The sequence below is a fragment of the Sphingobacterium sp. UBA7855 genome, assembly GCA_002500745.1.
Taxonomy (GTDB): Bacteria; Bacteroidota; Bacteroidia; order Sphingobacteriales; family Sphingobacteriaceae; genus Sphingobacterium.
The window spans coordinates 98,304-112,441 of sequence record DLST01000010.1 but is presented as its reverse complement, the minus strand read 5'-3'; the positions used below and the strand labels follow the sequence as shown (position 1 = coordinate 112,441).

Here is a 14,138-nt window from a genome sequence, read left to right as displayed (position 1 = left end):
TTATAGCGATATCTATCTATAAATTCCAAACCATTTGTATGGTTATGTTGTCTTATGTGTAAACTTAAATCAGACAACACATTGAACAGATTTACCCGAATTGCTTTAAAAACATTATTGTGGATTATTGGCGGAATCATTGGACTCTTCATTCTAATTATTTTTTTGCTGCGTCTTCCCACGATACAGAATTATATTGCCGGAAAAGTAACCCATTATGTCGAAGGCAAGATTGGCACCCCCGTTAGAATTGGCTATATCAATATTGATTTTCCAAAAAAGCTGGTCTTGGAAAACATCTATCTCGAAGATCAGAGTAAGGACACTTTAGTTGCTGGAAAGAGCATTGCGGTGGATATCAATATGCTAAAATTATTGAAAAATACAGTAGAAATCCAAAGTTTGGAAGTTGAGGGTGTTACGGCCAAAATACAACGTACTTTACCCGATAGCGCCTTTAATTTCGATTATATCGTTAAAGCTTTTGCGTCTGAAAAAGAAAGTCAACCTACTGCTGATACTACTTCTGCCCTGCTGTTTAACCTCGATAAAATTAAATTTTCAAAAATACATGTTGTCTATACCGACGAAGTAATCGGTACCGGCGCCGACGTGTATTTGGGCAGTTTAAACACCAATATAAAGAAGTTTGACCTCACGAACAACATGGCCTTTGAGCTTCCCAAAATTAATATAGACGGACTAAATGCGACCATTAAGCAATGGAAACCCGCCGTGGATGGCTCAGGTCCTTCTGTTGAAGACTTTGGGATCACCGATAAAACCGCGCAGACGACGTCCCTCCTCCCCGATGTTGGCATTCAAGTGGCAGACCTCAAAAATGTTCTGGTCCGATATGAAGATCAGGCCAGCGCACTTAAGTCCGAATTTAAAATAAAAAGCTTTTATGCCGACCTCAATAAAATTGATCTGAACAAAGAGTTTGTGGATATTCAAAAGCTTGATCTAGACGGGTCGGACAACAATGTCTTGCTGGGAAAAATTCAAAAAACGCTTTCCCAAGAGGGAAAAGCTAACCCGAAGAAAGCCGATGCAGCGCAAATAGATTCAAGTGCGACTGGAAAAATGAATTGGGTGGTATCGGCCAAAGACATCCGCGTCAATAACACCACTATTCGTTTTAGAGATGACAACCAGCCCCGCATGAAGGGTTTCGATTATTTTAACATCCACATGCCAGGTCTTAAAACGCAGCTGACTGATTTATATTATAGCGCAGATTCCATCAGCGGATCATTGAAAGAGCTTGTAGCTTCAGATCATTCCGGCTTCGTTATCAAACAGCTGAAAGCCGATTTCAACTATACCAATACCGGTGCCGAAATCAAAAACCTATATGCAGAAACTCCGCGGACACTGATCCGAAACTATGTCAAAATCAGTTACCCTTCCCTAGATCTGATTGCCAAAAAACCAGAACTGATCACCGTGAACGCCAACATCAGCAAGAGTCATATCGATATGCGAGATATCCGATTTCTTGCACCCTTCCTCGATACCATGCAAGTGATGAAGCCGTTGCTCGATAAGAAATTTTATATTGATACCCGTATTGTCGGCCGTGTAAATGACCTTCATATCCCTACAATCGATTTTCAAACGTTATCAAATACGCGGCTGATCGCCAGTCTTCATCTAAAAGGACTTCCCGATATGAATAAGTTGTCGGTAGACCTGAATCTGAAAAAACTGACCACAGGCCGTTCGGATATCGAAAAACTAGTTGCTAAGTCCATGTTGCCGAGTGGCATTCAATTCCCCAACACCATTGGCCTTAGTGGTACTTTCAAAGGCGGAATGACTGCCTTTAATACGAAACTTGCACTGGTTACTGAAAAAGGGACAGCCAAACTCGATGGAAAGGTCAATATGGCCAAACAGGATACCAGCTACGATGCAGCAGTCAGCGTCCGTGACCTCAATATCGGTCAGATTATGCAGATGGACAGTACATTGGGCATTCTTTCGTTTGAAGGAAAGATTAAGGGAAAGGGAACTGACCCCAAGAAACTTATGGCAAACTTTGATGGTAAAGTGAACAGGCTCGACGCTATGGGCTACCGCTATCACGATATCGGCATGACGCTTTCGGCAGATAAAGGCGCTATCAAAGCATCCGTTTTAAGTCCCGACCCAAATATCAAACTGAAACTGAACGCTACGGCCAATACGAGGGCTAAGTATCCTAAGGTGGCCTTTGAACTAGCCGTAGATAGCATCAATCTGCAAAAGCTAAACTTAATGCCGGATGCTCTCACCTACCGGGGTAAGCTAACTGGTAATTTTACCACTGCTGATCCAAACTTCCTCAACGGTGAAGCACATATTACCAACTCGCTAATCCGATACAACAACGATCGTTATGCGCTGGACTCTGTATCCTTACTGGCCAAGGCCGATACGAGCCGCAACCAGCTGATCTTGAAATCTGATTTTTTAAATGCCCACCTGGTTGGTCAATACAAAATTCTGGAACTGCAAAGTGCCGTTCAGGATCTTCTGCAGGTATATTATAAACCTGAAAAACCCGTTTCGATTCCACCATATTCGCCGCAGCGCATCGAATTTTCGGCACAGCTGACACGAAATAGACTGATTCAGGATTTTCTTCCAGAACTCACTGAAATGAAAGCCATCAGTTTGGACGGTCTATTTAACAGCGCGTCCAAAAACCTCTCAGCCAAGTTAGATGCACCGCGCATCGTTTACGGCGGTACAGAAATAAACAATGTGACCTTGGATATCAATAGTCTCGATAGCGCACTTTACTATTCGGCGCTTATCAACAAGGTTAAAGTCAGCAGTATTGAGCTTACCAATACGGTTTTCAGCGGAAAGGTCGCGCAAAACATGATTAACATGGGGCTATGGATCAAAGATAAACAAAATAAAGAGCAATATCACGTTGGGGCAGACATGCAGGCGCGAAATGGACTATTCGAATTCAGCCTGCTGCAGGACGGCTTAATGCTCAATTACGATAAGTGGGATGTGGCCCCCAACAACACGCTTAAATTTGGTAGTGCCGGGATATTGGCCAACAATTTTGTACTGCGTAACAAGGGCCAGGAACTCCGCATTGCTTCCCAGGATAGCCTATTCAATTCACCTTTAAATGTAGCGTTCAACAATTTTCGCATTGAGACGCTGACCAAAATGGTGATGAGCGACAGTCTCGATGTGGGCGGTGGTATCAACGGACAAACCACACTATCCCGACTCGAAAGTAGTCCTGTGTTTGTTGCCGATCTTGTGGTAGATAAGTTTTACTTCGGAAAAGATACCGTCGGAAATATCAATATCAAAGTCAACAATGCACGTGAAAACACCTACAATGCCAATGTGAGCATTACCGAAAACGGAAATAACCTCGTCCTTAGCGGAGACTTTATCAATCCACCACAGGGTGATGCCACGCTTGACTTTACGCTGGATGTCGCACCGCTAACCATGAAGACCGTGCAGGCCTTTAGTATGGGTAACTTGAAAGACGCCAAGGGCAACCTCGAAGGTCAGCTAAAAATAACGGGGTCGCCTTCAAAACCACAGATTAGGGGCGACCTTAATTTTAGGGAGGCCGAATTCAATGTTGCCATGCTCAATTCACTTTTTAAAGCAAAAGATGAACAGATCCGCTTCGACCAAAACGGCATATCTTTTCCAAATTTCGAGCTTGAAGATAGCAAAGGGAATATGGCTCAAGTTAGTGGTTCGATCCGTACGCAGACCTACACCGATTTCGACTTTGACCTCAACATCGAGATGGACAACTTTGAAGTACTGAATTCCACGCAAGCGGACAACGATATGTTTTATGGAAAAATGTATCTTGGCACCAATCTGCAAATCGGCGGAAATCTGGACAAACCAATTGTGGATGGAACCATCAAGGTACTCGATAGCACCGACTTTACGCTGGTCATGCCCAACAATGAACCTGGGATGGCCGACCGGAAAGGGGTGGTTGAATTTGTCGACAAACGGGATACCGCCACTGCAAATGCACTTGCCAGACTAGATTCGATGACCGTAACGAAACTCACTGGAATAGATGTCGACCTGAATTTACAGACCGATAAAGATGCCAAATTTAAGATTTTACTCGATGCAGGTTCGCAGGACGCTCTCAACATTCAGGGGGAAGCCGAACTCAATGCCGGCGTGGATGCCAGCGGTAAAATTACGATGTCAGGGACATTTACCGTGGAGAAAGGAAGTTATTCATTTAGCTTTGGACCCGTCAGTAGAGATTTTACCTTTCAAAAAGGAAGCACAATAACCTGGAATGGCGATCCTTTGGACGCACAATTGAACATAACAGCCGTATACACTTTGAAGGCGCCAACCTTAGAATTGGTTGCTCCACAGCTCGGTACCCAAAATGCTAACTTATATAAACAAAAGATTCCATTTGACGTGTTGTTGAAGATCTCGGACCAGTTGTTTCAGCCACAGCTTAATTTCGACATCGACCTGAATGCTAATAATGCCATTGTATCGCAGGATGTCATCAGTAAGGTGGACAACGCATTAACAACATTGCGCGACAATCCGTCCGATCTTAATAAACAGGTGTTTTCATTAATTGTACTCGGCCGGTTTATGTCTGCCAATCCATTTGAAAGCCTTTCCGGCGGCGGTGGTACAGAAGCACTGGTACGGAATAGCGTCAGTTCGTTTTTGAGTGCTCAGCTTAACCGACTGGCTTCAGACCTGATTACTGGAGTGGAGCTTGATTTCAACCTCACATCGGAAGACGATTACAGCACGGGTGCGGCTCAGACGCGTACCGACCTGAACATTGGCGTCTCCAAAATGTTACTCAACGACCGCCTGAAAGTCAGCATCGGATCTAATTTTGAGGTAGAAGGAAATTCCCGTCCCGGAGAGGCTTCCAATAACATCGCGGGTGATATTCAACTGGATTATCAACTCTCCCAAGATGGACGCTACTTTGCGCGCTTCTACCGTAAAAATCAATATCAAGTTACCCTACAGGGGCAATTTGTTGAAACCGGAATCGGTTTCATTATCAACATGGACTACAACAGATTCAAGGAGATCTTTATGCGCTCCAAAAAATTGAAGGAGTTCTACGACACCGGCAGCAAGAAGTTTAGGAAACGCTTTGATGTGGATCGTATGGAGCAGGATTCAGCGTATCGCGACAGCGTTAGAACAGTGATACGCGACAGTCTAATGCTGCATAGCCCAGAATACCGCAAACGGATTGAAGAGCAGAAAAAAGAACAGCAACGCCGCCAGGAGGTGGACAGTACAACACATAGGACGCAAAAAAATAATGCGCCGAAAAATTTAGATACGATTAAAACTACAGCGATTAAAAATGAAGATGAGGAAAGGGCTTACCATGCAAATTAAATTACAATGGCTTATAGCCTTAGTGACAATAGGGGGACTAATTGCTGCTTGTTCTTCGACTAAAAACCTGCCTGAAGGCGAGAGTCTATATGTGAAAGGGAATGTCAAGATAGCATCGGATACCATTTCAAAGAAAAACAAGGAAAAGCTGGCGACTTATTTGGCAGAGTCGCTTCGACCTAAGCCCAATAAACGGGTGCTGGGAATGCCCTATAAACTCTATTTTAATAACATGGCCGGTGACACTGCCCAAAGCAATTTTATCAAACGTTTTCTCAAAAAAATCGGCGAAGAACCGGTACTGCTAAGCGATGTCAATCGAGAATACAATGAAAATCTTCTCCGCAATCGACTGGAGAATATTGGATTTTTTAATGCAGAAGTCACCTCAGATACCATTGTCGAAAATAAAAAAGCTACGGTAGACTATACCGCCACCCCAAACTTGATTTACCGCATAAAATCCGTCACTTTCGACGTTGACAGCACCACCCAACTCGGCCGCGATATTCGGGAGAATTCAAGCGAGAGCCTCTTGCGGGTTAATAACAATTATAGTCTTGACGTGGTGCTCAATGAAAGGGACCGCATCGACAATGTATTAAAAAACAAAGGCTACTATTACTTTAGTCCAGACTACATCCTCGTGCAGGTAGATAGTACAATCGGCGACCACAAAGTTAACCTCTATGTGACGGTCAAAAAAGAAACGCCTGAACAGGCACGGGTGCCTTCCAAGATCAATAAGATTTACATCTACCCCAACTATAACGAGACTGGTACGGGATACCAACGTTCGGCCAGAAATGCTGAATTATTTGACAGCAGTTATTACTTTATCGATCCAAATCATACCTTTCGCAAACCCGTTATTGCGAATCACATCTTTTTCAAAGAAGGCGACCTCTATAACAGGGATAGCCACAACAGGACCATCAGCCATCTCGTGAACCTGAATAGCTGGAAATTTGTTAAAAACAATTTTGTCGATAGCAAAGAAGTACCAAATGCGCTTGATGTGTACTATTACCTTACACCGCTACCCAAGAAGTCCATACGGGTAGAGCTACTTGGCAAAATGGCCAGCGTGTACAACGGGACCGAAGTCAATGTGAACTGGACCTTGCGCAACGCTTTCAAAGGTGCCGAAAAGCTTAATATCAATGTATTCGGCGGTTACGAATTACAGACGGGTGGCAATGCTGATCTCAACTCCAGCTATTTCCGCTACGGGACTGAGGCTACCTTGACTTTCCCACGCATACTAACGCCATTTGGTACCATAAATCCGTCGCGCCAATTTATTCCGAATACCTATATCAAAGCACGTTACGAATTTTTAAATCGGAGAAAGGCCTATACCCTTAATTCCATTGCTTTGGACTATGGGTATACCTGGCAGGAGAACGAAGAGAAACAGCATGATCTTGCATTGATGGAAATTACTTATGTGCAACCGCGGGGTATTTCAGAAAGCTACAAAAATCAGATGGATACCATTCCCGCGCTACGCCATGTGATCGACCCCCAATTTACGATTGGTCCCAACTACAATTTCACCTTTCAGAATACCATGAAAAAACATCTGCAAAACACTTTTTATTTTAAGGGAAATCTGGATTTTTCGGGCAATATTCTGGGATTGATCAAAGGCGCGGATTTTAATAAGGGCAAAACTTTTAAGCTCTTCGACGCGTACTTTTCGCAATATATTAAAGCAAGCGTTGACGGCAGGCATTATTTCAAGCTTAGCGAAAATTCACAGCTTGCGTCGCGGGTAAGTATCGGGATGAGTTACTCGTACGGCAATTCGCGTTCCCTCCCCTATTTGAAACAATATTATGTAGGCGGACCCAATAGTATCCGTGCCTTTGGTGCGCGTGCGATCGGACCCGGTACGGTGGCACCAGAACGTCTTGGTAATGGTCTTTTTTACGCCGATCAGACAGGTGATATCAAACTGGAGCTCAATACCGAATACCGCGCAAAAATTACTGGTCCAATCCATTGGGCGGCCTTTATTGATGCGGGGAATGTATGGCTTCAACGTGAAGATGAAACCAAACCGGGAGGGAAATTTAGTAAAGATTTTCTCCAGGAGCTCGCTGTGGGCGGCGGACTAGGTTTACGTTTCGACTTTACCTTCCTCATCCTGCGTACCGACTTTTCCATTCCACTCCGCGTACCCTATTTACCTAAGGGTGAGCGCTGGGTGTTAAAGGATATCGATTTTGGAAGTTCAAGATGGCGTAAAGACAATCTCATGTTTAACCTTGCGATCGGTTACCCATTCTAAGGGATGGTGTTAAGCAGCTGAGCATTATAAAGCGTAATTTCTATGCTTAACCCAGCTAATCAGCGGTTGGAAGGAAAAGAATGTGGACGATCTTTCGCCCTTGATGCTGCTGAAGCTTATTGTAGAACTTTAGCACTATTATCTATTCTAACAGTTTTGCTGTTCTTATAAACGTAAGTCTTTTAAGTAGTTATCTTTTTTACAGAAAGCGGCCATAAAAAAGGCGGATAACATTGCTGTTATCCGCCTTTACCATAAAAACACTATGCTACAAGCCGTTTAACCAGCTATTCACCTCATCTTGTGTTTTTCCTGTTTTCTTTTGAAGTTTACCTACCAATTCGTCCTCTTTACCTTCTGCGTATAGTAAATCATCATCTGTAAGATCTGCATATTGCTGTTTTACCTTACCTTTAATTTCGTTCCAACGACCTTTCCATGTTAATTCACTCATAATATTTTCCTTTCGTTTTTTATAGATATAACAGCCTATAGCTTTAATCGTTTTAAAAAAAATGTTATCAAATGTTAAAAATATTCCTGTTCTTTTACGGTGTTATTGCTCCGTTGTATCAATTGTTGTTTCCTCTGCATCCAGCGGTGCCGGTGGGATCTCATCGACATCGCGCTCGATCTCCTGAGTCTCTACATGTACCGCAAATTCAGAAGGTTCAATTGGGATAGCCATCTCAGTTGCATACTCCCGCGTAAATATCGCACCGAAGTAAAGTATTGCCGCCGTATAATATACCCAAAGCAGAATAAGCACAAATGAACCAGCCGCACCGTAGGTATCCTGCGTTGCTGACCGTTCCAAATAGATTCCGATCAGGTAGCGACCGATGACAAATAAAATGGCCGTAAACAAGGCGCCTGCACGCACCGTCTTCCATTGGATCTTCACATCCGGCAAGGTTTTAAAAATAACGCTAAAGAGTACTACAATGACAATAAAGGAAATGGCAAAATTGATTACATTCATCAGCACAACAGTAATATCTGGGAAATAGCGTTGCAACTGCCCCGTTAAGGCCAAGATTATTCCATTGACAATCAATGTGACGACTAATAAAAAGCCCAACCCGATCACCAGCGACGATGACAGCAATCGATCCTGAATCATTTTTAACCATCCTTTCTTAGGTTTTGGCCGCACGTGCCATATTTTATTAATCGAATTTTGCATATCGCCAAAAACGGTCGTTGCACCGATAATTAGCGTCACAATACTGATGACCAGTGCCATGTTGGACTTGCCCGATAATTGGAGGTTTTGGATGACCTCTTCGATCTGTTTAGCAGCATTGTTTCCTACCAATCCATTCAGTTCGTCAAAAACTTTCCCCTGAATTGCTTCGGCTCCATAGAATATTCCGGCCAATGAAATCATCAAAACCAAAATTGGTCCGATGGAAAAAACGGTGTAGTACGATAGGGACGCACTATATTTCATCGAGTCTTCATTTGTAAATCCGGATACGGTATTTTTTAATATCGTCCAATACGTTTGTAGCTTGCTTTTCTTTTCCTTGTTTATATCCATTGTATTTAGTGTTTTTAAGAAATAAACTCTTTAACCAGGCAGAACGTTTGTTTTTATGAGAAAATTTTGCATGGCCTATGCTCTTATACACCATGAGCATAGGAAACAGTCAATTATCATTCGAATTAAAACCACTCAAAATCAAGGGTTACCGGTATTTTATTATCATCAAAGAAATAAAGACAAACTAATGATTAATCTTCCGTGTTCATGTTAATAGATAGCACTGGAAGGAAGATAGTATAGAAAGGGAATTAATATAATAAGTGAGATAGCACAGAAAGAAAGACAATATAGCATGTATAGAAAAAACAATATAAAGGAAAACAAAAAGCATAAAGAAAAAAATGAAAAGTAATCAGAACGACCCCAATATTTTAAATGACCTTATTAAGATCAACAATGACCGCATCGAAGGTTACGAACTTGCTATTGACTTAGCCAATGAGCAGGGCGATGGCGCCCATGAGGCTGTGTTCAAAGAACGCATCGCGCAGTCTGAAAAGTTTATCACTGAACTCACTCCGCTGGTTGAGCTTGCCGGTCAATATGCTACGGATCGCACCAAATTGAGTGGCGAACTTTTTCGGTTATGGATGGTGATCAAATCAAAATTGTCGCGCGGCGATTTACAGGATTTATTGCAGCAATGCGAGCGTGGCGAGACTGCTTTTAGCGAGGTTTACAGCAAAGCGCTCGAGGAAGCGGATAAGTTATCTGTTGGTGCTAAAAATCTGATTCAGATTCAACTCAGCCAGCAACGGGAAGCGCATGAAAATATTAAAATTATGCGCGATCTCTAAATCTGAGATGATTTAAAAGACATTAAAAAGAAAGACTGGCGCATGTATAGGCCAGTCTTTCTTTTAATGTACTAAGCTTTTCATGTACCATGCGTTAGACAATGACATGTACCATGCGTTAGACAAAGAATTAATTCCCTATGAATGACAACATCCAGGCTCGCGTATGGCTTACCAATTATCTGTTCTAAATGGGGAAGCCAACAAATCTTCTTTGTTTACGAGGTTCGCATCGCCTGGATTATCGGCCCATGCATAACGTACCGCCACAGGATGGGATACATCCGGATGGCTTACAACCACTGTATGACCACTAATAATCGCTCTAGCCCATCTAAATTTGCCGTCCTGTCCAGCAATAGCAAAATGCTTGAGCTCCTTGCCATCTCTGATCGCTAAACCACTTCCTTCGTTGGTAAAAAAGATTAGGATTTTGTCCCCTTTAACTTCCATACGCTGATAAGATGGTCCTGCACTGACCAATTTCTCACCATACACCAACTTTCGGGCGGCTAGCAGTAGCCGTGCAGCTACGTCCTTTTTATTTAAAGGATGAATATCATTCCATTCGCCAATATCGTAGTTGACTGTCAGCGCCGTATAGGGCACCTCTTGGGCTACTTTGAACTGTGCCTCCCGTATGCGCGCCCACCCCGATTCAGACGGACGTTCTTGTTGAGGCATGTAGTTGGGCAACTGTACGAGCAAAAAGGGCAGCTGGGGCCGATTTAATGTGAGTCGCCAGTCTTTGATCAGCAGCTTAAGGTACCGTTCGTAGTTCTGCGGCGCATCTGAATTGGCTTCGCCCTGATACCAGATGACACCAGTTACTTTTACATCCTTCAATGGGTAGATCATTCCATAATAGAGCGTCGACCCGACCTCATTTTTATTTTTAAGTCGCGCGCGATAACTTTTGGATAACGCCATATCCATACCGACCCGGTATTTCCATTGCCCTGCCAAATTGATCTCTTTATCATTTACGACCAGTTTATAGGACTTGCCCGCTACAAAGCCGCCGTTTCCACTAGTTGACCGAAGGCGTATCGTAACCAGATTTGAACCTTCACGTAAAATGCCCGCTGGCACAGCATACTTACGGGGTGGATACATATAGCCTGTGGCTCCCACAAAACGTCCGTTCACAAATACCGAATCGCTGTCGATCATGGTACCTAGATAAAGCATTCCGTATCGACCTGATAGGTCGGCGGGCAATTCAAACGACTTTCTGAAATAAAGTACCCCCTTGCTTTCCACTTGCTGCTCGCGCCACAAGCCCGGTACCGTAAAAGTGGGCCAATTGCTATCATCCCATTCGGGTTTTATCCAATCGTCGATCCCTTGGTCACGTTCGGCCAAGCGCATACTGTCCAGTGCTGGACGGTCGAGCAGCATCTTCGGAAATTCCTTTAATTGCTCTTGGCTAATCCAGCTTTCGATGGTAGATCCGCCGAGGCTGGAGACAAGCATACCGACGGGCACGCCGTTATGTGCATAGCTCTGCTGCGCATAGAAATAAGCCAGTGCGGTCCAATTCATGACTTCCGAAGCTACTGCGGAGCACCATCGCCCACCATCGGCAATTTCGCTTCGGTTTTCTAGCGCGTGCTGTGTTGGCACCTTAAAATAACGGATCATATGGTTGTTGGACACGTTAATCTCCGGAAACCGTTCTACCAGCCGCGCGATTGGTGTCTCCATATTGGATTGTCCCGAGCAGAGCCATACGTCGCCAATCAAAATATCCCGGACTGTAATTTCATTCACCTGTAACATATAAGGCCCCCCCGCCTTTTGTGCGGATAGCCTAACAGCCCAGTTGCCTGTAGCATCTGTCTCCGTCAGATAGTTTTTATCCCGGAAACGTACTGTTATTTTTTCACCGGGGTCTGCCCATCCCCAAATTTTCAGTTCCGTATCACGCTGCAATACCATGCGATCCGCAATCAGTGCGGGTAGCCGTATCGCTGCGGAAGAAACTCCGGCACAGAAGAGTAATGCTAAAGATAGCAAAACCACACAAAATCTTCCTCTTTTTATTTTCATGCGATGGAATAGTATAGCGATAGAGCCATTGCGCCTGCCATCCTACGCGGATGGCAAGCGCAGCAGGCCCATTAATTATAACCGGGATTCTGATAAGCTGCTTTTTCAGCTGCCGACATATCCATAGCATCCAGCTGTCCCTGCGGAATAGGTCGCAGATAATGAAAAGGTTGTATGGTTCGGGTAAAGGTCACCGCTGTGTGGTCGCCAACATTAGAACCTGCAATGCGGTAGGTTTTGGCCATATCAGACCAGGTTTGGGTACGTACCAAATCATACCAGCGATAGCCCTCGCCATAGTACTCACGGGAACGCTCCGCCAGGATGTAGCTGAGTGTGATCTGCGCGGGTGTCGCTGCGGTCATGTCGTCACGATGGTTGGCTTCCTTGGCCATGTTTCCATTGTTATCCCAACGCCATACCCCCGCTCGCCCGCGGATGACATTGACCAGATCGCGAGCACTTTTGCCTGCTTTGGTCGTAGCTCCTTTTACCGCTGCTTCGGCAGCGATAAAATACAACTCCGAGAATTTGGCAATATTAAACGGCCGGGTGCTGCCCGCGTTAGGCTGGCCGAGACCATTGCCGTTGTCCGTACGGTAAGGTCCCAACTTCCACAGCCCCGGATAAACGCGACGGCTGATGCCCTCTGGAGAGATCACATAATCGGCCCGACCCGGCAATACCCCAGCGCCGATACTACTCTTATAGGTTTTATTGTCGTAGTTGATGGGTGTCTGCGGTTCTTCATTCAAGAAAGTCAAGATTGCTTCCTTTGGTTTGACCGGCATATTGTTGGCATTGAACAATGAAGGATTGCTGATATTGGCTTTATCCCAGTTGCCGCGGTATACTGTTGTGAAGGTGCCGTCGTAACGCGAGTCGTTGGTTTTATCGGCAAAGGTTTCGGTGACCACATTGATGGTCGGTGCCATCCGTGTCCAAGGACGTCCCAGTGCTTGTGCTGCCTCCCGTTGTACCGAATTGACAAGGTCGGCTGTAGCCCATTCGGTAGTTTTCGAACTCGTCAGCGAAGGGTAATTCCAGGTCATCATCCAGCCCGCAAAGTTATCCGGTGCACCACCGCTTCCATAGCTGAGACTTCCACCATTGTACAGTTCACTGCTCTCAGTATGATCGGCAAAGAGCAAGATTTCGTTGTTTCGGTCATTTGTTCCGACATTGACATCATAGAACGTGGGCTGCAAAGCAAAAGGTCCCGGATTTTCTATTGCGCCAACCGCTATGTCGTAAGCCTGCTGGAAATACCATGCACTGGTTTTACCAGCAGGATCCGTGCGAGCGGTTTCGGGATAAGTGGGTATGTTTTTAGGATTTTCCAGCCACCAGGCATAGGTCAGATAGGCCTTTGCGAGATACAAGCGGGCAACAGTTTTTGTGGCAGCACCTTTTAAGCGCGGTGATTCCGGCAAATCTTCTATTGCCTGCAGTAGATCGGGAAAGATGGCACGTGTATACACCTCAGCCACGGTATTGCGGGTTGATTTTCGCTCTACAGACGTACTATATTTTAGTTCGCCCCCACCCAGGTCGAGCGGCACGCCGCCAAAGGTTTGCACAAGCAGGAAATAGTCAAATGCGCGAAAAAAATGCGCTTCGGCAATGATCGCCGGCGATGTACCTACTGCCGGTGCATTTTCGATGATGCCCGAAGCCATGTTGATGTTCGGCAGGGCGGCCTGCCACGCCACATCCGCCCGGCTATTTACAGCCGTCATGGTACTGAGACCTGAAAAGTCCATTACCTGAAAATTTTCGTCGGCGCTTTGGGCATACGTCACTTCATCTGTTCCTGTCAGACAGGCATTGTAATAATACGCCTGTCCATATATATTGCGCAGGTGGGCATAAAGTCCCACAATACTGTTATTAATACCATTTGCTGTCTTAAAATCACCAGGTGTAAAGATTCCCCTGGGCTGTTCATCCAAAAATTTGGAGCAGCTGTTCATGCCGAGCATGAGTGAACCGACGCATAGTCCTATAATAAGTTTTGAATTGAAAGTTTTCATGCCTGAAT

The 14,138-nt window shown here is 44.7% G+C and carries 7 protein-coding genes; 3 read left to right on the top strand and 4 right to left on the bottom strand.

The genetic code is table 11. From position 1 onward, the window contains the following. The first annotated feature begins 81 nt into the window (after positions 1-81). Together B2107_RS06810 and B2107_RS06805 are read left to right on the top strand one after the other, a co-directional pair. Entirely contained in the window at positions 82-5,403 is a 5,322-nt protein-coding gene (locus tag B2107_RS06810) for a translocation/assembly module TamB domain-containing protein (protein ID WP_293954325.1), read from the top strand. Further along, positions 5,369-7,699, top strand: coding sequence for a BamA/TamA family outer membrane protein (locus B2107_RS06805; RefSeq protein WP_293954323.1), 2,331 nt, complete (start codon positions 5,369-5,371; stop codon positions 7,697-7,699). The genes B2107_RS06810 and B2107_RS06805 overlap by 35 nt, the downstream gene beginning before the upstream one ends. A 268-nt stretch (positions 7,700-7,967) precedes the next feature. On the opposite strand, the gene B2107_RS06800 is transcribed toward B2107_RS06805, so the two are convergent. Together B2107_RS06800 and B2107_RS06795 are read right to left on the bottom strand one after the other, a co-directional pair. After that, positions 7,968-8,153 carry a CsbD family protein gene (locus B2107_RS06800; protein ID WP_046675215.1) on the bottom strand — a complete coding sequence of 62 codons (186 nt, stop codon included), beginning with the start codon at positions 8,151-8,153 and terminating at the stop codon, positions 7,968-7,970. A 102-nt stretch (positions 8,154-8,255) separates the two neighbouring features. Next, on the bottom strand, positions 8,256-9,242 hold the full coding sequence (locus tag B2107_RS06795; RefSeq protein WP_293954321.1) for a YihY/virulence factor BrkB family protein: 987 nt from the start codon (positions 9,240-9,242) through the stop codon (positions 8,256-8,258). Positions 9,243-9,589: 347 nt separating this feature from the next. Between B2107_RS06795 and B2107_RS06790 the strand changes: the two genes are divergently transcribed. Next, positions 9,590-10,045 carry a PA2169 family four-helix-bundle protein gene (locus tag B2107_RS06790; RefSeq protein ID WP_293954319.1) on the top strand — a complete coding sequence of 152 codons (456 nt, stop codon included), beginning with the start codon at positions 9,590-9,592 and terminating at the stop codon, positions 10,043-10,045. A 171-nt stretch (positions 10,046-10,216) separates the two neighbouring features. Here B2107_RS06790 and B2107_RS06785 read toward each other — a convergent pair whose 3' ends face one another. Both B2107_RS06785 and B2107_RS06780 read right to left on the bottom strand, forming a co-directional pair. After that, on the bottom strand, positions 10,217-12,097 hold the full coding sequence (locus tag B2107_RS06785) for a sialate O-acetylesterase (RefSeq protein WP_293954317.1): 1,881 nt from the start codon (positions 12,095-12,097) through the stop codon (positions 10,217-10,219). Between the two features lie 71 nt (positions 12,098-12,168). Then, a complete protein-coding gene (locus tag B2107_RS06780) occupies positions 12,169-14,130 on the bottom strand; it encodes a RagB/SusD family nutrient uptake outer membrane protein (RefSeq protein WP_293954315.1) in 1,962 nt (653 codons plus the stop codon). Positions 14,131-14,138: the final 8 nt, after the last annotated feature.